Source organism: Maribacter aquimarinus (assembly GCF_047345505.1).
Classification (GTDB): domain Bacteria; phylum Bacteroidota; class Bacteroidia; order Flavobacteriales; family Flavobacteriaceae; genus Maribacter.
In genome coordinates this window covers 27,933-47,003 of sequence record NZ_JBLFEO010000010.1, presented here as the reverse complement: position 1 = coordinate 47,003, position 19,071 = coordinate 27,933, and the positions used below count along the sequence as shown (strand labels likewise).

Sequence of the window (19,071 nt, the reverse complement as noted above, 5' to 3'; positions counted from 1 at the left end):
ATCGGCTTCCCCATGGTTAGCCCAGGAAGCAAGGTACTGGTGGTTAGAATTGAAAAGACACCCCATCATTGGCCAGCAACACCTTGGGAAAAACAGTGGCCGCCTCTTCCGCAAAGGCATCCAATGATGGGTATCTAGTGGAATAATGGCCCAGCACCAGGGTGCCCACCTCTGCCATTTTGGCAATTTCCGCGGCCTGTTTGGCCGTGCTGTGCTTGGTTTTCTGGGCCAAAAGGACTTGGGACTGCAAGAAGGTGGCCTCGTGATAGAGCACGTCCGCCTTTTTTATGAGGGGCACTATATTGGGCTTAAAGGCCGTGTCACTGCAAAAGGCGTACGACTTGGGCTTGGGGGGATCAAAGGAAAGGACCTCATTTTTAATGATCTTCCCATTGTCCATCACCACATCCCTGCCTTTCTTGATGTTCCGAAAATAGGCGGTGTCCACCCCGTGGGCCCTGGCGGCTTCAATATTCAAGGTGCGGTCCGCTTCCTTTTCTTGAAACAGGAAGCCATTGGTGTAAATCCTATGGTCCAAGGGAATGGTGCGCACGCTCACCTTGTCGTCTTGGAACACCAAGGTACTTTCGGCGGAACCCAGCTCATGGAAGTACAGGGGGTAGTTGGTCCAGGAATCGCCCAGTTTCAAGAGGAGCGTAATGGCCTCCTTGATTCCTTTTGGGCCGTACACGTGCAGCTCCCTGTCACGACCCAATAAACGGAATGTGGATATGAGCCCGGGAAGACCAAAAAAATGGTCTCCGTGCAGATGGGAAATAAAAATATGGTTGATTCTGGAAAACTTTATCTTGTACTTCCGCAACTGAACCTGGGTACCTTCGCCACAGTCAATGAGAAACGTATGGTTTTTTATCTCCAGTACCTGTGCGGTGGGGTTGGTAAGTGCGCGCGGAGTGGCCGCATAGCAGCCCAATATGGTCAACTTCAAAGCCCCAGGTCCCTTTCCATTTCTTCCATTTCCACAATGTCCCGGGCTTCCTGAAGCGTGGGGACCAAGGTAAGTTCCTCCGGCACCTCGTCATAGGAAAATCTGTCCGTGACGATGACAAAAGATTTTCCGGCCCTTTTGTGCGTGTTGGACAGCTCCAAGAACTCCAGCACATCATTGACCACCAGATCCTTGAAGGTGAACAGGTTTAAAATGAGATGATCGTTCCTCAACTTGGGGTAGGCTTTTGCCAAATTTTCCACAAAGGCGGTTATTTTTGGCTTTTCTTGGTAAACGATGGTGGTGCTACCCTCCTTATCGTATATCATAACATCAATGTTTTATTTTGGAGGCCAGGAGGTATATGACCGCCATCCTTATGGCTACCCCGTTCTCCACTTGGTTCAAAATGATGGACTGCTTGGAGTCTGCCACTTCACTGCTTATTTCCACTCCCCTGTTTATGGGGCCCGGATGCATGATCACGATCTCCTTGTCCACCTCGTTCAGGATGTCCATGGTCACTCCAAATTGTTGGGTGTACTCCCGCGTGGTGGGAAAGTAGCTAATGTCCAGCCTTTCGTTCTGGATGCGCAGCATATTGGCCACATCGCACCACTTCAGGGCCTTTTTTAAATTGGTCTCCACGCCCACGCCCAAGGCTTCGATATGTTTGGGGAGCAAGGTCCTGGGGCCGCAGACCTTTACGTTGGCACCTTGCAATTGTAGGGCGAAGATATTGGAGAGGGCCACTCTGGAATGTAGAATGTCCCCTACAATGACCACGTTTTTTCCGGCCACATCACCCAATTTTTCCCGGATGGAGTACGAATCCAGCAAGGCCTGGGTAGGGTGTTCGTGGGCGCCGTCCCCGGCATTGACAATGGCGGCCTTTACGTGCCTGGCCAAGAAGATGCCGGCCCCCGGATTTGGGTGCCGCATGACCACCATATCCACCTTCATGGCCAGGATGTTGTTCACCGTGTCAATGAGGGTCTCTCCCTTTTTTACGGAAGACTGGGAGGCCGAAAAGTTAATGACATCCGCGGAGAGTCTCTTTTGGGCCAGTTCAAAGGAGAGTTTGGTGCGGGTGCTGTTCTCAAAAAAAATGTTGGCAATGGTAATGTCCCTGAGGGAGGGCACCTTCTTAATGGACCGATTGATGACTTCCTTAAAATGGTCTGCCGTTTCAAAAATGAGCTGTATATCGGCCTCATTGAGGTATTTAATGCCCAGTAAGTGATTCACACTCAGTTCACTCATTTCTTTTGGTTTGTTTATGGGGCATTCCCGGGTTTTGCGGCCTCCAGCTCAAATTCTATATCGGAAGTACTTCCGTCATTGCCAACAAAAACAAGTTTTACCGTGGCATTTCTTAAAAAGTCGTAGGTCTGTAGTACGGGCAGCATGGCTTTGTACAGTTTTTCAGCATTGGGGCCGTGCGCCTCGAGTGTTCCGTGGCTATTGTCCAGGGCCAGGTCATGACTGTCGTATTTGCCCAGCTCCCGGGGCACCTCCCGTCTCAGGTCGCGCCCCAAGCGGTACATCTCGTCCAAGCCCCCGAAGGGCCCAAAGGAAATGTGCACGCTGTCTTTTGCCTTTAGCTGTCTGGCGGCCCTTTCCTCCAGTTCTTTGCTCAGTAAGTCTTTGAACAACATAATGGTCAGTGTTAGTTCTTTACTAGATATATCAGATCCTCGCCATCGTTCTCTTCCCACATTACCTTTACCTTTTCACCGTGAATGGCGTCCACTTGCCGTCCCCTGTAATTGGGCTGTATGGGCAAATGCCGGCTAAAACGACGGTCTATGAGGCACAGCAGCTCCACTTCTGCCGGGCGCCCAAAGGACTGGAGGGCGGTCAGGGCGGCATTGATGCTTCTGCCGGTGTAGAGCACGTCATCGATCAACACCACTTTCTTGTCCTCCACCAAAAAATTGATGTTGGTACGGGTGGCCTCCAAGGGCTTTTGGCCCCTCCGGAAATCGTCCCTGAAAAAAGTGATGTCCAAAGTGCCAAGTTCCACGTTGCCCACCCCATATTCTTCCTTTAATATGGCGCAAAGCCTCTGGGCCACGTAAATTCCCCTTGGCTGCAAGCCAATGAGGGCGGTGTTGTTAAAATGTATATGGTTTTCCAACAACTGGCAGGCCAACCGATGAAGTATGATGTTGATCTCCTTGGAAGAAAGTAATACCTTCTGACTCATTTGGGGCCTGCTAGACTGTTGTGAAACAAAAATAAGGAATTATCCCCAACCAATTTGGCCCCATGAACAAAAGTACGGAACCCTTGTCGCTCACGGGGCATCCATGCATGTTCCCCGTGTGATCTATTGGCATTTCCCCGAATGGGACGGCTTTGGACAGCCACCACCTTTTGGGCCGTAAGGCCTGTACCACCAAAAGCAAAAAGCCCCGACAGCAATGTCGGGGCTTTTATAACATGGGGCAAAAATGGTTACTTCTTGTTTTTGCTGTCTGCTTCCATTTTGTCCTTTAACGCTTGCAGTGCGTCATTGGCATCGCCCAGGGTGGGCTTGGCCTCATCGGCACTGGCGGCCTGCCTCTTGGCGGCTGCCTTGATGTTGCGCTGTTCTTCCTCACGGAATATGGCCGTATGGCTGGCCACCACACGCTTAAAGTCCTTGTTGAACTCTATGATCTGGAATTCGGCCTCTTCGCCCTTTCCAAGTTTTTTGCCATCTTCCTTCTCCAGGTGGCGCTGGGGCACAAAGGCGGTGATGTCCTCGTTGAAATCGATCGTGGCACCTTTGTCCACGATCTCGGTGATCGCGGCGGTGTGCTTGGTTCCCAGACCAAACTCCTTCTCGTACTTGTCCCAAGGATTCTCCGTGGTCTGTTTGTGTCCAAGGCTCAGTTTGCGGCCGTCCACGTCCAGTTCCAATACTTCCACCTCCAAGGTGTCTCCCACATTGGTAAATTCTGATGGATGCTTCACTTTTTTGGTCCAGGACAGATCGGAGATGTAGATCAACCCGTCTATGCCCTCTTCCAGTTCCACGAAGACACCAAAGTTGGTAAAGTTCCTTACAATACCTTTATGTCTGGAGCCAACGGGATATTTGGTGGTAATGTCTGTCCAAGGGTCTGGCGTCAATTGCTTGATGCCCAAGGACATCTTGCGATCTTCCCGATCCAAGGTGAGCACAACGGCCTCCAACTCATCTCCTACCTTCACAAAATCCTGGGCGGAACGCAGGTGGGTGGACCATGACATCTCGGATACGTGTATCAATCCCTCAACACCTTCCACCACTTCAATAAAGGCACCGTAATCTGCGATCACAACCACCCTTCCTTTTACCTTGTCCCCGATCTTGATCTCATCGCTCAGGGCTTCCCAAGGATGTTTCTCCAGTTGTTTTAGACCCAGCTGGATCCTTGACTTGTTCTCATCAAAATCCAAGATCACCACGTTTAGCTTCTGATCGAGCTCCACCACTTCATTGGGGTGGTTTATGCGGCTCCAAGATAGATCTGTGATGTGCACGAGGCCGTCCACACCGCCCAAGTCGATAAAGACGCCGTAAGAGGTGATGTTCTTGACAACACCTTCCAGTACCTGTCCTTTCTCCAATTGGGAAATGATCTCCTTTTTCTGTTCTTCAATATCGGCCTCAATAAGGGCCTTGTGGGAAACCACCACGTTCTTGAACTCGTGGTTGATCTTCACCACCTTGAACTCCATGGTCTTGTTCACGTACTGGTCGTAATCGCGTATGGGCTTCACATCTATTTGAGAGCCTGGCAAGAAAGCCTCGATGCCAAATACGTCCACGATCATGCCGCCCTTGGTCCTGCACTTAACAAAACCGCTTACGATCTCTTCTTTATCGTGGGCCGCATTGACTCGGTCCCAAGCCATAATGGTGCGCGCCTTTCGGTGCGAGAGTACCAATTGGCCGCTTTTGTCTTCACGGATGTCAATGAGCACCTCTACCTTGTCCCCCACTTTTAGGTCCGGATTGTAGCGGAACTCATTCAAGGAAATGACCCCTTCGGACTTGGCATTGATGTCAATGATCGCCTCACGGTCCGTGATGTACACCACGGTGCCCTGGACCACTTCCTCATCTGCGGTGTCCACGAAATTTTCGGCCACGAGCTCCTCAAACTCCTTCAACTTGGAGTCGTCCACGCGCTCAATGCCCTGTTCGTATTTTTCCCAGTCAAAGTTTTCAAGAAATTCCTGTGGGTCTTGTTTGGGTGTCTCCACCACTTCCGGGGTTGCTTGGGTGGTCTGATCCACCTCTTTGTTCACCTCGGCGGTCTGTTCCACCTCGGTGTTTGTTTTTTCTTCAGCCATTTGCTGATCTACATTTGTATCTCATAAAAGGGACAGGAGTTGCGCACCGTTCATGAAAGTTGTTATCTTTATTTTTTACCCTTGATTGCTCCTGTACATCTGCCAAAAAAGGAGTGCAAAATTACGATTAAATTGTTTAAATGCAAACTATTGTGCCCCCTCAATGAAATCGCATGCCCTTTTGGTCTTTTTTGGGATGATTTATGGTAAATATGTGTATCTTTCCCTCCTAAATAGTAACCATAACAAATACACAAAATGAGCGTTAAAGCAAAATATCAGCCCGTGCTGGAGCTTGGGGAGCAGTTGAAGATCCAAGACGGCAACGTGACCGAGGAAAACGGCATCCTTAAAGTAAAGGGGCAGGCCAAGACGGCCTACGAAAAAGACCTGCTCTGGGACAAGATCAAGGCCATAGGTGGTGAAAACCCGTCTGACATCAAGGCCAATATCACGGTGGCGGACGAGTCCGTTTACCACAGGCACACCGTAAAGAGCGGGGAATCCCTTAGCAAGATCGCCAAGCAGTATTACGGGGACCCCATGAAGTACAAGGCCATATTTGAGGCCAACACCAACATCTTAAAAAATCCGGATGTGATCCACCCCGATCAGGAATTGGTGATTCCCAAAATTTAGGGAACCAAGGGAAAGATGAACGTTAAAGGCGCCTTTGGGGCGCTTTTTTTTGTTTCTTTGGATTGATGTACGGCCAACCCAAGGCCATTGCACCGGGCATCCCTTGGGGCCAGGTCAGCCCTGGATAACGCGTAAGGCGTAATTGTGGATGCGCTCAAACTGCTCCTTGAGGCCCATATCACTATTGTCAAACGTAATGGATCCGGCCGCTTTGCGCAAGGGCGACTCCTCCCTGTGGGAATCTATGTGGTCCCGCTTTTCCACATTCTCCAGGATGTCTGCGTAGCTCACCTTTTCTCCCCGGTCCAGCAGTTCCTTGTAGCGCCTGTAGGCCCTTTTCTCCGGGGAGGCCGTCATGAAGATCTTTAGCTCGGCCTCCGGGAACACCACCGTGCCTATGTCACGGCCATCCATGACGATGCCCTTGACTTTACCCATCTCTTGTTGCAGTTGCACCAGTTTTTTGCGCACTTCCGCTATCTCGGCCACGTGGCTCACCCATTTTGAAACGGACAGGGTCCTGATGGCCTTTTCCACATTTTCGCCGTTCAAATACATTTCTGCATATCCCAGTTCCGGATTAAAAACGAACTTTAAGGTGATCTCATCCAACCGATCTACCAGGGCGGCTCCATCCAACGTCCCGTCCTTGACCAGTTCGTTTTGCATGGCAAAAAGGGTCACGGCACGGTACATGGCCCCCGTGTCCACGTACACGTAGCCCAGGGCCTTGGCCAGCTGCTTGGCCAGGGTGCTTTTTCCCGTGGATGAAAAACCATCTATGGCAATGGTGATCTGTTTCATAGGGCAAAGGTAGCCAGAATGTTTATAATTTCTTGGCGTTCTTGACCTTGGTCCGGGTCAGGGCCAGGGCAATGACCTCGTGCATCTCGGTGACGTAGTGAAACGTAAGGCCCTTGAGATAATCTTCCTTGATCTCCTTGATGTCTCGCTCATTGTCCGCGCACAAAATGATCTCTTTTATCCTGGCACGTTTTGCCGCCAGTATTTTCTCTTTGATGCCCCCCACGGGAAGCACTTTTCCCCTGAGGGTGATCTCTCCGGTCATGGCCAAACTCTTTTTCACCTTGCGCTGGGTGAACAGGGAGACCAGTGAGGTGAGCATGGTGATGCCCGCACTGGGACCGTCTTTGGGCGTTGCCCCTTCGGGCACGTGGATGTGAACATTGTACCTATCGAACACCTCACTGTCCAGGTCAAAGCTCGCTGCGTTGGATTTGATGTACTCCATGGCAATGGTGGCCGATTCCTTCATCACCTTGCCCAGGTTGCCGGTTATGCTCAGGTTGCCCTTGCCCTTGCTCAAAATACTTTCTATGAAGAGGATGTCCCCGCCCACGCTGGTCCAGGCCAGTCCGGTGACCACCCCGGCCACTTCGTTGTTCTCGTACTTGTCCCGCTCCATTTTGGGGGCGCCCAGCACCGCCACAATGGTCTCATTGGTGGCTTTTACGTCATAGGCCTCTTCCGTGGCAATGTTCTTGGCGGCATAGCGCACCATTTTGGCGATCTGTTTCTCCAGACCCCGTACGCCAGATTCCCGGGTATAGCCTTCCACAATTTTTTCCAGCTGTGGCTTGGCAATTTTTAAATGGCTCTTGTCCAGGCCGTGCTCCTGTAACTGCTTGGGCAAGAGATGCCTTTTGGCAATCTCCACTTTTTCCTCAATGGTATAGCCATTTACGTGAATGATCTCCATACGGTCTCGCAGGGCCGGCTGTATGCTGCCCAGATCGTTTGCCGTGGCTATGAACATGACCTTGGAGAGGTCGTAGCCCATTTCCAGGAAATTGTCATGGAACTCACTGTTCTGTTCCGGGTCCAAGACCTCGAGCATGGCGGAAGAGGGATCTCCCTGATGGCTGTTGGAGAGTTTGTCTATCTCGTCCAGGATAAAGACGGGATTGGAGGTGCCCGCCTTTTTTAGGCTTTGCACAATGCGGCCCGGCATGGCCCCGATATAGGTCTTTCTATGGCCCCGGATCTCCGCCTCATCGCGCAGCCCGCCCAGGGACATGCGCACGTACTCCCGTCCAAGGGCCTCGGCCACCGACTTGCCCAAGGAGGTTTTTCCCACGCCCGGTGGCCCGTAGAGACACAGAATGGGCGACTTCATATCGTTCCTGAGCTTTAAAACGGCCAAATACTCTATGATGCGCTTCTTCACATCTTCCAGACCATAATGGTCCCGGTCCAAAATTTTCTGGGCCCGCTTAAGATCAAACTTGTCCTTGGAGAACTCGTTCCAGGGCAGATCCAAGATCAGGTCCAGGTAATTGCGCTGAATGCTGTATTCCGCCACCTGGGGATTCATGCGCTGCATCTTGGCCAATTCCTTGGCAAAATGCTCCGCCACCTTATCGTCCCACTTCTTCTTTTCGCCCCTGGCGCGCATTTCTTCCAGCTCCTCATCGTAAGACACCCCGCCCAGTTCCTCCTGGATGGTCTTCATCTGCTGGTGCAGAAAATATTCCCGCTGTTGTTTGTCCAGGTCACTGCGCACCTTGCTCTGGATATCGTTCTTGAGTTCCAGTTTTTGGAGCTCCACGTTCATGTACTTCAAGGTGGCCAGGGCCCTGTCCTGTAGGTTGCCTATTTCCAGCAGGCCCTGCTTGTCCTTTACGTCCGTGTTAAGGTTACTGGAAACAAAGTTGATGAGGAAGGAATTGCTCTGAATGTTCTTTATGGCAAATGAGGCCTCGCTGGGAATGTTGGGGTTGTCCCTTATTATTTTCAGGGCCAGCTCCTTGATGCTGTCAATGATGGCGGCAAATTCCCTGTTGTTGGGTTCGGGCCGCAATTCCGGGGTTTCCCGTACCGTGGCGGTCAGATAAGGTTTCTTGGTGAGCACTTCCGCGATCTCAAACCGCTTTTTGCCCTGGATGATCACCGTGGTGTTCCCGTCTGGCATCTGCAACACGCGCAAAATTCTGGCCACGGTGCCCAAGGTGTTGATGTCCTCAACATTGGGCTCTTCCGTTTGCTCATCTTTCTGGGAAACCACGCCAATGACCTTTGATCCGTTGTTGGCTTCCTTTATCAACCGGATGGAACTGTCCCTTCCGGCCGTTATGGGAATGACCACCCCGGGAAAGAGCACGGTATTGCGCAAGGGCAGAATGGGCAGGGTCTGGGGCAGCTCTTCGCTGTTCATTTGCTCTTCATCCTCCGCCGTCAACAAAGGAATCAATTCTGAGTCCTCATCTATCCCTTGCAAGGACATATTGTCAAAATTCGAAAATTTGGAATCTTCCATAGCTAAATATCGGCCATTCTGTCACTCAGAACGGCAATTTTAGGGTTATCAATCTCTCTTTTGTCACCTTATAAACACCACATAATGGGCGGGTTAAAGCCAAGGCATGCTTTTTTCCACTGCGTAATTCAATTCCCGTGCCAAGCTCATTCCTTGCACCACCGTTTTTTGCCGGGCCGCCCGGACAGCACATTTTTTTTCTAAAACTGTAACAAAGCGTACCTTTTGGCCTCCTTACTACAAACCAACGCTTTTTGAGCCCAGGCGAAGAACATATGGCGGTGTTGCTCCAACAGTGCAGGGAGGGCAACCAAAAAGCACAGCTGCGGGTGTACAACAAATACTACCACGCCATGTACAATGCGGCATGGCGCGTGGTAAAGGATGCGGCGGCCGCGGAAGACATCATGCAAGAGTCCTTTTTGAGCGCTTTTACCCATTTGCACCGTTTTAAGGGCGAAGTGACGTTTGGGGCCTGGTTAAAAAAAATTGTGCTGAACAATAGTTTTCAGCATTACAAGACGCAAAAGAAACGGGGCGAAGTGCCCTTGGAGGACATCCTTTACAAAGTGGAAGACGAGACCACAACGCCCAGGGACCAGGAAGCGACCGTGCGCAAGGCCCGGCAGGTCATAAAGAGCTTGGCCCAGCTAAAGGAAAACTACCGTATTGCCCTTACCCTACATTTAATAGAGGGGTACGATTACGAAGAGGTGGCCGGCATCATGAATCTGAGTTACGGCAATTGCAGAACCACCATTTCAAGGGCGAAGGAAAGTCTGAGAAAAAAAATAAAAATGCCCCATTGATGGAAGATAAAGAACTGGAACAACTTTTTAAGGAACTTAAGGGACGCTTTGATGTGGCACGGCCCATAGAAGGCCATACAGAACGTTTTGAAGCCCGTTTGCAAGGCCGCGCAACCCACCAGGGCCTGGATCAGGGAAGGAAATGGTCTTGGAAGTGGGCCGCCGTGGCCGCGGTATTGGTGGGCGTGGGCCTTGGCCTCTACCTTCAAGGAACTGGTGTCCAAGACCCCCGGCAAGGAGCCCTTTCCCCTGAGATTCAAAGGACACAGTTCCATTTTGCCGGCCTGGTACAGGAACAAGTGACAGCGATACGCCAAAAATCCTCCCCCGCCACGGAGCGGATGATCGCCGATGTATTGCAACAATTGGAACATTTGGAAGCAGACTACGCCCATTTGGAGCAAGAGCTGGTCCAAGGCGGCAACAGCAAGCTCTTGCTACGGGCCATGATCACCAATTACCAAACGAGATTGGCCCTTTTACAAGATGTGCTGGAACGGATGGAAATGGTTAACCAAATTAAAACAATGCACCATGAAGACCCCATTTTATAAAACAACCACCCTGGTGTTCTTGTTGTTTTGCCTATTGTGCCAGGCGCACCCGGGCCTGGGACAGGGAAGATACACCAAGGAAAAGACCCTGAAACGGGAATTCCAGGTAACGGCAGATGCCCTGCTGAAAATCAACAATGACTACGGCAACCTCAACATTACCACTTGGGACCAAAACAAGGTGGTGATGGAAATCACCATCAAGACCAACGGGGACCATGAAGAGCGGGTGGAAAGAAAACTGGAGGAAATTGAAGTGGTGTTCGATGCCAGCCCCTCCTTGGTGCAGGCCAGGACAACTTTTGGAGAGCGCAATTCCTGGGGATGGAACTGGGGCCGGAACAACGACAAGGTGAACATGCAGGTGCACTACACCATTAAGATGCCCGTAAAGAACAGGGTGGACCTGAGCAATGACTACGGCACCATTTTTCTGGACCGCCTGGACGGCCATGCCAAAATAAGCTGTGACTATGGCCGCCTGGAAATAGGACAGCTCAACGGCAGGAACAATGAACTGTATTTTGACTACACCTCAAAATCTATGATAGAGTTTATGGCGAGCGGCGAGATACGGGCAGACTATTCCGATGTCACGGTGGAACGGGCCGGCGATCTAAGATTGGTCACCGACTATACCAACGTTACCGTAGGGGAAATGGATGATCTGGAATACAGCAGCGATTACGGCAAGATTACGGTGAACGAGGTGAAGAACGTGCAGGGAAATGGCGACTATATCACGGTATCCCTTGGTCTGGTCCAAGGATCGGTGGACATTACCGCAGACTATGGATCGGTGCGCATAGGCGAAATGAGCGAGGGCGCGGGAGACCTCATCTTGCGCACAGACTACACCGGTATAAGAATTGGCTATCACCCCAACTATCATTTTACCTTTGACATAAATACCCAATATGCGGGCGTAAGCGGTATGGACGCTTTTATCCTTGCGGTACAGGTGGAAAAAAATGCCGCCAAACGTTATGAAGGGCATTACGGACAACCCACTGCCAACAGTCACGTTCGGTTGTCCAGCGAGTACGGAAGCATACGATTTACCCAAAAATGAACCAATAGAACCACTAAAACGAAATACAATGATGAAAAGAAGCATGTTAAGTTTGTTTTTGGCCACCACCATGGTGGGCTGTGCCCAATGGGGCAAGACCGTAAAGGGCAACGGGGACTGGACCACGGTGGAACGTAGCACCAAAGACTATGACGCCCTTGCCCTGAGCGGATGGTTCACCGTAAAATTGGTGGATGGCCAGGAGGGAGCGCTCATTCTCAGGGGGGAATCCAATCTCTTGGAACACTTGGTCACCGAGGTACGCAACAACACATTGACCATTAAAACAAAGAATGGGGTGCGGCTTAAGCCCTCCAATTGGAAAGACGGCATAGAGGTCACGGTGCCCGTTCGCGACATAGAGGACATTGCGCTGTCCGGGTCCGGGGATATCGTGGGCAGTACAACCCTTGGCGGAAACACCTTGAACACCAAAATGTCCGGCTCCGGGGACATCACTCTTGATGTTGATGTGAACACCCTGAAAGCCATCCTATCTGGCTCCGGGGATATGGAGCTCAGTGGCCGCACCACCCGTTTTGAGGCCACCGTATCGGGCAGCGGGGACATTGAGGCCTTCGATCTGGCCGCGGACCATGTGGAAGCCACTGTTTCCGGCTCGGCAGATATTGAGGTGACCGCCAAGGAATCCCTGAGTGCACGGGTTTCCGGTTCGGGCGACATAGCCTACAAAGGCAGCCCAACCAAAGTGGATGCCAAGACATCGGGCTCCGGGGATATCACAAAGTATTGATGGGGCATGAACGGCCGTATTGCCCCCGCATCAGTTTTCTGGAGGCTTCAACCTTTTTACCCTAAAGAGCAACAACACCCCGAAGAGGAAAAAAATGAACAGGAAGAGAATGGCGTTGCGCATGGAGCTCACTTGGTCCACCACCGCAAAAATGAGCATGCCAATGACAATCCCAATTTTTTCGGCCACATCATAAAAGCTGAAGAAGGAGGTGGTATCTTCGGTTGGCGGCAGGAACTTGGAATAGGTGCTCCTCCCCAGCGCCTGGATGCCGCCCATGACCAAGCCCACAAGGGCCGCTGCAACATAGAACTCAAACGGGGTCTCCATAAAGTAGGCATAGAAGCACAGGCCCATCCAAATGATGTTCACCACGATCAACGTGTTGATATTGCCATATTTCTCGGAGGCCCTGGCGGTAAGGACGGCCCCCAAAATGGCCACCAGCTGAATCACCAGAATGCTTATGATCAGCCCCGAGGTCTTTTCGCCGTCATTGGCCCAGGCAATTTCCTTTTCCCCGAAATACACGGCCATGAGCATAATGGTCTGCACGGCCATGCTAAACACAAAAAAGGCGTCCAGATAACGCTTTAGCCGCTCATTTTCCTTTAATTGAAACCATACGCCCCGCAGCTCCCTGAAACCGTTCAAAAGGACATTTCTGGTGATCTTCTGTCCATTGGAGATGCCCTTGGGCAGCACGGCAAAGGTGTATTGGCTAAAGAGCGCCCACCAGAGCCCCACGGTAACAAAGGATATTTTCATGGCCTCAAATTTGGCGGCATTTAGACTTTCTTCCGTGGTGCCCACATCAAAACCAAACCAAGCGGGCTGCATGACCATGGCCAAATTGAGCAACAAAAGCAGCACACTGCCAAAATAACCCAGGGAAAAACCCTTGGCACTGATGGCATCCTGCTGGTGCTCAAAGGCAATATCGGGCAGGTAGGAGTTGTAGAACACCAAACTTCCCCAATAGCCCAAAAGTCCCATAAAATAAAAAAGAAGGCTCAGATGTATATGCTCCAGACTGAACCAATACAGCCCAAAGCACCCCAAACTGCCCATATAACAGAAAAATTTCATAAAGCGCATTTTGTCTCCCGTATAATCCGCTATGCCAGATAGAATGGGAGAACTTATGGCCACCACCAAAAAGGTAAAGGCCGTGACCACGGAGATGAGCACGGTTTGTTTCATCTCAAACCCAAAAGCGCTAACCAGCTGCCCATCATCCACAAAGAGGGCGGCATAAAAAATGGGGAAAATGGAGGAGGCAATGGTAAGCGTGTACACGGAGTTGGCCCAGTCATAAAAGGCCCAGGCGTTCAATAATTTTTTACTTCCTTTTTGGGGCACGGTCTTGATCTTGGACATAAAAAAAGCCGTTCTTTTTTGGAACGGCTTTCAATATACGATAAAAGTGATGTCCTATCTAAATGTGGTGACCCCAAATTTTGCGGCCTCTTCCTTGGCCAAGGGTGCCCAAGCGGTAAGATTGTTTATGCGCGTATCATTGCTGGGGTGGGTGCTCATAAATTCAGGTGGTGCCTCTCCCCCACTGTTGGCCTTCATTCTTTTCCAGAGCTCGGCGGCCTCATCGGGGTTGTACCCCGCAATGGCCATGATCTGCAGCCCAATGCGATCGGCCTCGGTCTCGTGGCTTCGGCTAAAGGGGAGCATGCCGCCCATCTGGGTTCCAATGCCATAGGCCTGCATAAAGGCGTTCTGGGTCTCGGCACTCTTTCCACTTGTGGCCAGGGCAACCCCAACAGCGCCCAATTGCTGTAGGGTACCGGCACTCATTCGCTGCGCCCCGTGATCGGCAAGGGCGTGGGCCACCTCATGCCCCATGACCACGGCAATGCCCGTCTCGGTCTGGGTAATGGGCAGTATGCCCGTGTAGAAAACAATTTTACCGCCGGGCATGCACCAGGCGTTCACGGTATTGTCTTCCACCAGGTTGTATTCCCATTTGTAATCCTTGAGGTATCCGGCATAGCCGTTGGCCGCCAACCAACGCTCGGCTGCCGAGGAAATGCGCTGGCCCACCCTTCTCAAGGTGTTGGCCTCCGGGGTTCCGGTGATCACTTTGTTCTCATTGAGAAACTGATCGTACTGCGCAAAAGCTGTGGGAAACAATTGGGCATTCTTGTAAAAGTTCAAGGTTTTTTGACCGGTGAACGGATTTACCTTACAGGCGGAAACGCCTAAAAACAGGACTAAGATTAAAAATATTCTTCTCATTTTAACAGTGTTTAGCTATGCCAAAATACAAAAAAATCATTTGCCCGTAATGTGCAGCAAGGTAAAGTTTTTGTCTATCATTAGGGTATTGCTGCCATTGGGTTTCACCTCATCAAGGGCCACGCTTTCATTGTCCAACATCACTTTGTCTATCTCAAAGGGCAAACCGTGCAACTGTAGTTTAAACCGATCGTACTCCGTTATGAAACTACCATCCTTGTACTGTTGGATCGTTAACGAATTGGTTTTTCCCTTTAATTTAAAATTGCGCAATGAGTAGCGCCCCTTCATATAGTCATAACCGTCTTGGGCATCTTCATAGACACGGGAAGATTCCTCTCCTTCCTTGTAATAGGCATCCAATATCAATTCTTCCAATTTTTTCTCGCCAATGTACTGCTGTACGGGGTACTTGGGGATTATGGCACCCTCCTTTACGTACAGTGGCATCTCGTCCAAGGCGGCCTCCACCCATTTTTCCACGCCGCCCTCCACCAGTTCGTTGTTCCAATAATTGTACCATTTTCCCCTGGGGATGTACATTCTCCTGCCCATGGCGCTGGGTTCCTGGATGGGACAAACCAAGATTTTCTCGCCAAAGATGAACTCGTCCGTCCTAAAATGGGTCTGGGGATCTTCTTGATCAAAATAGACCAAGGGTTGCAGCATGGGCCTACGGTTGTGCGAATAGTCATAAAACATGGTGTAGAGGTAGGGCATGAGCCTATATCTCAATTCTATGAACTTTCTTACAATGTCCGTGACCTCCTCCCCAAAGGACCAGGGCTCCTGGTCGCCGTGGTCGCCACTGGAGTGCACCCGGCAAAAAGGATGGAACACGCCCAATTGCACCCAACGGGCAAAAAGCTCGCCATTGGGCTGCTCTGCAAAGCCCCCGATGTCCGATCCCACAAAGGAATAGCCGCTCATGCACATGCGCTGCATCTGCACATTGGCGATCCATAGATGCTCCCAGGTGGCCACATTGTCTCCCGTCCAGGTACTGCTGTAGCGCTGGGTTCCGGCGTAAGCGGCCCTGGTGATCACAAAGGGTCTTTTGGGATAGACGTATTTTTTAACCCCTTCATAAGTGGCACGCACCATCTGCATCCCATAAATGTTATGGGCCTTACGGTGGGTGCAGGGATGGCCATCATAATTGTGCCGGGTGTCCAAAGGCGCCGTTTTGGAGGGCACCTCCATCACGGCGGGCTCGTTCATATCGTTCCATACCGCGTGCACGCCCATATCGGACATGAATTCCTTGTACAGCTCGGCCCACCAAGCGCGCACCTCCGGATTGGTAAAATCCGGAAAATGGCATTCCCCGGGCCACACTTTGCCCTGCATCAAGGGGCCATCGCCACGTTTGCAGAAATAATCGTTCTCCTTGGCCTCTTGGTACACCCAGTAGTCCTTGTCTATCTTAATGCCCGGATCGATCATGACCACGGTCTTGAACCCGTCCTGCTCCAGCTCCTTGATCATGCGCTTGGGATCGGGAAAATGGTTCTTGTCCCAGGTAAAGCAACGAAAACCGTCCATGTAGTCAATATCCAGATAGATGGCATCACAGGGGATCTTCTTTTCCCGGAACTGTTGGGCAATTTCCTTGACGTTGCTCTCCGGGTAATAGCTCCATTTGCTCTGGTGGTAGCCCAGGGCCCACATGGGAGGGAGCTCGGGCACGCCGGTAAGATCGGAGTAGGAGTTTACCACCTTGGCCATATCGGGGCCATAGATGAAGTAATAGTTCATCTCGCCCCCATCTGCCCAAAAACTGGTAATGTTGCGGCGCTCATGGGCAAAATCGAAATGGGTCTTGAAACTGTTGTCAAAGAACAGGCCGTATGCCGTTCCCTTGGTGAGCCCTATATAAAAGGGAATGGCCTTGTACAGAGGTTCCTGGTCCTTGCCATAGGCATACTGGTCCGTGACCCAATTGTGCACGCGCTTTCCCTTGAGGTTGCTGTGCGTGGCCTTGTCCCCCATTCCGTAGAAGCTCTCTCCCACTTGGGTGATCTTGCTCATTTTTACGGTATTGCCCCCGTACTCGTAATTTTCTTCCCAATGGAAGCCCAGCTCATCTTCATTGATGATCTTACCTTCCTTGTCCGAAATCTGTACCCGCAAGGTCTTTTTATCTACCAAGATATCTATGCGAGCCGTACGGATAACGTACTCCGTGTCCGTTTCCTCTACCTCAAGCGTGCTGTAGCCCTTGGTGGCCTTGGGGTTTATGGCGTATGAAAAATCTGGCTCAAAGGTGAGTCCGGTGGCATACCTAAAGCGAATGACGCTTCCGCGAAGAATGGTCACCTGTAAGATCACACCGTTCTCCGTAGTGAAGTAGAATTTATCCGAGTCCTGCTTAAATTCCACTATTTGATTGGGATAGAGGTTCCCTTTGTATTCCAATTCCGTATTGGTGATCATCCTATTTCTCTTTTAAGACCAGACAAAAAAAACGTTTATCCATCAGATTGGGAAATATAATCCGAGCAAGTACCAACTATAACGTTTTTTGTGGGGAAAATTATTTCAAAATGACAATTCCCAGAGGGGGAATGTCCAATTCCACGGAAGTGTCCTGCCCGTGCCAGGCCTTTTTGCTCATCTTTATGTTCTTGTTGAGCATACCACTGCCCCCAAATTCCGAGGCGTCACTGTTTAGCAACTCCTTCAATTTTCCTTTCTTCGGATTGCCCACTCGGTAGCCCTCCCTGGGCACCGGGGTAAAATTACAGGCAACGATCAGATCATCTTTGGCCTCGTGGCCCTTTCTTACATAGGTGAGCACCGAATTCTCGTGGTCCCCGTAATCTATCCATTGGAAGCCCTCGGGGCTAAACTGCTTTTCGTATAGTGCCGGCGACCCCTTGTAAAGGGCGTTCAGGGCCTTTACAAAGCTTTGGGTGCCCTTGTGCACATCGTACTGCAACAAATGCCAGTCCAGGGACTGCTGAAAGTTCCATTCGGCCGTCTGCCCAAATTCGCCGCCCATGAACATCAAATTGGTGCCGGGATGGGTAAACATATAGCCAAAGAGCAGTCTCAAATTGGCAAAACGTTGCCATTCATCGCCCGGCATCCGGTACACCAAAGACTGTTTCCCATAGACCACCTCGTCATGGGAAAAGGGCAGCATGAAATTCTCCGTAAAGGCATAGGTCATCCCAAAGGTAAGATCGTTCTGGTGGTGCTTGCGGTAAACGGGCTCTTTCTTGAAGTACTCCAAGGTGTCGTGCATCCAGCCCATCATCCATTTCATCCCAAATCCCAGGCCGCCAAAGTGCACGGGCTTGGAAACGCCGTTAAAGGCGGTAGATTCCTCGGCAATGGTCTGTACGCCCTCAAAACTGGCGTAAACTTCTTGGTTTAGCTCCCTGATGAAGCTCATTGCCTCCAGGTTCTCATTGTTGCCGTACATGTTGGGTTCCCATTCCCCGTCTTCCCTGGAATAGTCCAAGTAGAGCATGGAGGCCACGGCATCTACCCGAAGGCCGTCCACATGGTACTGGTCCAACCAGAAAAGGGCATTGCTGATCAAGAAGGCACGCACCTCGTTGCGACCGTAGTTAAAGATAAGGCTCTTCCAGTCCGGATGGTAGCCTTTTCGGCGATCGGGATGCTCGTACAGGTGGGAGCCATCAAAAAAACCAAGGCCGTGGGCATCTTCGGGGAAGTGGCTGGGCACCCAGTCCAGAATGACCCCAATATCGTTTTGGTGAAAGGCATCCACCAGCATCTTGAACTCTTCGGGAGTGCCAAAACGGGAGGTCGGGGCAAAATATCCGGTAAGCTGGTACCCCCAAGAAGGGTCGTAGGGGTACTCCATGATGGGCATGAACTCCACGTGGGTATAGCCCATCTCCTTCACATAGGCCACCAAATCCTGCGCCAGATGGGCGTAGCCCAAAAAATTATTGTCCTTGTCCCTTTTCCAGGAACCCAAATGCACTTCATAGACAGAGTAGGGCTTGTCCAGTCCATTTTTGTCCTTTCTGTAGCCCATCCAAGCTTGGTCTTTCCAGTCGTAACTTGCTTCCCAAATAACGGACGCCGTTTTGGGCGGGTGCTCACAGCGCCTGCCAAAGGGATCTGCTTTTTCTGTCCAAATGCCGTTGTTGTTGCTCTGGATCTTGTACTTGTATTTGTCTCCGTGGCCCAGGTTGGGTATAAAGCCCTCCCAGATGCCACTGGAGTCCCAACGCACGTTCAACTCATGTTCATGGGCATTCCAGTGGTTAAAATCGCCAATGACGGAGACCGATCTTGCCGTGGGGGCCCAGACCGCAAAATACGTGCCCTTTTGGCCATTGAGGGTCATGGGATGGGAACCCAATTTATCGTACAATCTGTAGTGCTTGCCGGCCTTGAAGAGGTCAATGTCAAAATCGGTGAAAAGGGAATGCACTGCTACCTGGGCCATCGTCTT

At 51.1% G+C, this 19,071-nt stretch carries 17 protein-coding genes; 5 read left to right on the top strand and 12 right to left on the bottom strand.

Going from position 1 to position 19,071, the window contains the following annotated elements; all coding sequences use genetic code 11:
• Positions 1-43: 43 nt before the first annotated feature.
• The 6 genes from ACKWCC_RS09030 to rpsA all read right to left on the bottom strand — a co-directional run bounded on the left by ACKWCC_RS09030 (position 44) and on the right by rpsA (position 5,278).
• Positions 44-949 (bottom strand): ribonuclease Z, encoded by a 906-nt coding sequence (locus tag ACKWCC_RS09030; protein ID WP_413995599.1) that lies wholly within the window; start codon positions 947-949, stop codon positions 44-46.
• Complete coding sequence (locus ACKWCC_RS09025; protein WP_413995598.1) at positions 946-1,278, bottom strand: ribonuclease Z; 333 nt, start codon at positions 1,276-1,278, stop codon at positions 946-948. The genes ACKWCC_RS09030 and ACKWCC_RS09025 overlap by 4 nt, the downstream gene beginning before the upstream one ends.
• Positions 1,279-1,282: 4 nt before the next feature.
• A complete protein-coding gene (locus ACKWCC_RS09020) occupies positions 1,283-2,212 on the bottom strand; it encodes an aspartate carbamoyltransferase catalytic subunit (protein ID WP_413995597.1) in 930 nt (309 codons plus the stop codon).
• Between the two features lie 14 nt (positions 2,213-2,226).
• Positions 2,227-2,607 (bottom strand): hypothetical protein, encoded by a 381-nt coding sequence (locus ACKWCC_RS09015; RefSeq protein ID WP_413995596.1) that lies wholly within the window; start codon positions 2,605-2,607, stop codon positions 2,227-2,229.
• Between the two features lie 11 nt (positions 2,608-2,618).
• Entirely contained in the window at positions 2,619-3,158 is a 540-nt protein-coding gene (gene pyrR / locus ACKWCC_RS09010) for a bifunctional pyr operon transcriptional regulator/uracil phosphoribosyltransferase PyrR (protein ID WP_413995595.1), read from the bottom strand.
• A gap of 251 nt (positions 3,159-3,409) precedes the next feature.
• Positions 3,410-5,278: a 30S ribosomal protein S1 gene (rpsA, locus tag ACKWCC_RS09005; RefSeq protein WP_413995594.1), complete on the bottom strand. Its 1,869-nt coding sequence runs from the start codon at positions 5,276-5,278 to the stop codon at positions 3,410-3,412.
• A 258-nt stretch (positions 5,279-5,536) separates the two neighbouring features.
• On the opposite strand from rpsA, the gene ACKWCC_RS09000 reads away from it, so the two are divergent.
• Entirely contained in the window at positions 5,537-5,917 is a 381-nt protein-coding gene (locus ACKWCC_RS09000) for a LysM peptidoglycan-binding domain-containing protein (protein ID WP_413995593.1), read from the top strand.
• A gap of 114 nt (positions 5,918-6,031) precedes the next feature.
• Here the strand turns inward: ACKWCC_RS09000 and cmk are convergent, their stop codons facing one another.
• The gene (gene cmk, locus ACKWCC_RS08995) at positions 6,032-6,721 is read right to left on the bottom strand and encodes a (d)CMP kinase (protein WP_413995592.1); all 690 of its coding nucleotides are present in this window, start codon (positions 6,719-6,721) and stop codon (positions 6,032-6,034) included.
• A 22-nt stretch (positions 6,722-6,743) separates the two neighbouring features.
• Complete coding sequence (gene lon, locus ACKWCC_RS08990; protein ID WP_413995591.1) at positions 6,744-9,194, bottom strand: endopeptidase La; 2,451 nt, start codon at positions 9,192-9,194, stop codon at positions 6,744-6,746.
• 254 nt (positions 9,195-9,448) lie between these two features.
• On the opposite strand from lon, the gene ACKWCC_RS08985 reads away from it, so the two are divergent.
• Genes ACKWCC_RS08985 through ACKWCC_RS08970 form a run of 4 tightly spaced genes read left to right on the top strand, consistent with a single transcriptional unit; the run spans position 9,449 to position 12,383 of the window.
• Positions 9,449-10,003, top strand: a complete 555-nt coding sequence (locus ACKWCC_RS08985; RefSeq protein ID WP_413995590.1) for an RNA polymerase sigma factor — start codon at positions 9,449-9,451, stop codon at positions 10,001-10,003.
• Positions 10,003-10,557, top strand: a complete 555-nt coding sequence (locus tag ACKWCC_RS08980) for a hypothetical protein (protein ID WP_413995589.1) — start codon at positions 10,003-10,005, stop codon at positions 10,555-10,557. The genes ACKWCC_RS08985 and ACKWCC_RS08980 overlap by 1 nt, the downstream gene beginning before the upstream one ends.
• Positions 10,538-11,629 carry a DUF4097 family beta strand repeat-containing protein gene (locus tag ACKWCC_RS08975; protein ID WP_413995588.1) on the top strand — a complete coding sequence of 364 codons (1,092 nt, stop codon included), beginning with the start codon at positions 10,538-10,540 and terminating at the stop codon, positions 11,627-11,629. Before ACKWCC_RS08980 ends, ACKWCC_RS08975 begins: the two co-directional genes overlap by 20 nt.
• Before the next feature lie 28 nt (positions 11,630-11,657).
• Positions 11,658-12,383: a head GIN domain-containing protein gene (locus tag ACKWCC_RS08970; RefSeq protein WP_413995587.1), complete on the top strand. Its 726-nt coding sequence runs from the start codon at positions 11,658-11,660 to the stop codon at positions 12,381-12,383.
• 30 nt (positions 12,384-12,413) lie between these two features.
• Here ACKWCC_RS08970 and ACKWCC_RS08965 read toward each other — a convergent pair whose 3' ends face one another.
• The 4 genes from ACKWCC_RS08965 to glgB form a co-directional block, all read right to left on the bottom strand.
• Complete coding sequence (locus ACKWCC_RS08965) at positions 12,414-13,763, bottom strand: MFS transporter (RefSeq protein ID WP_413995586.1); 1,350 nt, start codon at positions 13,761-13,763, stop codon at positions 12,414-12,416.
• Between the two features lie 54 nt (positions 13,764-13,817).
• Positions 13,818-14,633, bottom strand: coding sequence for a M48 family metallopeptidase (locus ACKWCC_RS08960; RefSeq protein ID WP_413995585.1), 816 nt, complete (start codon positions 14,631-14,633; stop codon positions 13,818-13,820).
• 36 nt (positions 14,634-14,669) lie between these two features.
• The gene (locus ACKWCC_RS08955; protein WP_413995584.1) at positions 14,670-17,069 is read right to left on the bottom strand and encodes a glycoside hydrolase family 31 protein; all 2,400 of its coding nucleotides are present in this window, start codon (positions 17,067-17,069) and stop codon (positions 14,670-14,672) included.
• A gap of 100 nt (positions 17,070-17,169) precedes the next feature.
• On the bottom strand, positions 17,170-19,065 hold the full coding sequence (gene glgB / locus ACKWCC_RS08950) for a 1,4-alpha-glucan branching protein GlgB (RefSeq protein WP_413995583.1): 1,896 nt from the start codon (positions 19,063-19,065) through the stop codon (positions 17,170-17,172).
• Positions 19,066-19,071 lie beyond the last annotated feature (6 nt).

What these genes read in the sequence shown, in the direction of transcription:
- ACKWCC_RS09025 (WP_413995598.1), bottom strand. Translation starts at nt 1,278, where the DNA reads ATGATATACGATAAGGAGGGTAGCACCACCATCGTTTACCAAGAAAAG.
- ACKWCC_RS09020 (WP_413995597.1), bottom strand. Translation starts at nt 2,212, where the DNA reads ATGAGTGAACTGAGTGTGAATCACTTACTGGGCATTAAATACCTCAAT.
- ACKWCC_RS09015 (WP_413995596.1), bottom strand. Translation starts at nt 2,607, where the DNA reads ATGTTGTTCAAAGACTTACTGAGCAAAGAACTGGAGGAAAGGGCCGCC.
- pyrR (WP_413995595.1), bottom strand. Translation starts at nt 3,158, where the DNA reads ATGAGTCAGAAGGTATTACTTTCTTCCAAGGAGATCAACATCATACTT.
- rpsA (WP_413995594.1), bottom strand. Translation starts at nt 5,278, where the DNA reads ATGGCTGAAGAAAAAACAAACACCGAGGTGGAACAGACCGCCGAGGTG.
- ACKWCC_RS09000 (WP_413995593.1), top strand. Translation starts at nt 5,537, where the DNA reads ATGAGCGTTAAAGCAAAATATCAGCCCGTGCTGGAGCTTGGGGAGCAG.
- cmk (WP_413995592.1), bottom strand. Translation starts at nt 6,721, where the DNA reads ATGAAACAGATCACCATTGCCATAGATGGTTTTTCATCCACGGGAAAA.
- lon (WP_413995591.1), bottom strand. Translation starts at nt 9,194, where the DNA reads ATGGAAGATTCCAAATTTTCGAATTTTGACAATATGTCCTTGCAAGGG.
- ACKWCC_RS08980 (WP_413995589.1), top strand. Translation starts at nt 10,003, where the DNA reads ATGGAAGATAAAGAACTGGAACAACTTTTTAAGGAACTTAAGGGACGC.
- ACKWCC_RS08975 (WP_413995588.1), top strand. Translation starts at nt 10,538, where the DNA reads ATGAAGACCCCATTTTATAAAACAACCACCCTGGTGTTCTTGTTGTTT.
- ACKWCC_RS08970 (WP_413995587.1), top strand. Translation starts at nt 11,658, where the DNA reads ATGATGAAAAGAAGCATGTTAAGTTTGTTTTTGGCCACCACCATGGTG.
- ACKWCC_RS08965 (WP_413995586.1), bottom strand. Translation starts at nt 13,763, where the DNA reads ATGTCCAAGATCAAGACCGTGCCCCAAAAAGGAAGTAAAAAATTATTG.
- ACKWCC_RS08960 (WP_413995585.1), bottom strand. Translation starts at nt 14,633, where the DNA reads ATGAGAAGAATATTTTTAATCTTAGTCCTGTTTTTAGGCGTTTCCGCC.
- ACKWCC_RS08955 (WP_413995584.1), bottom strand. Translation starts at nt 17,069, where the DNA reads ATGATCACCAATACGGAATTGGAATACAAAGGGAACCTCTATCCCAAT.
- glgB (WP_413995583.1), bottom strand. Translation starts at nt 19,065, where the DNA reads ATGGCCCAGGTAGCAGTGCATTCCCTTTTCACCGATTTTGACATTGAC.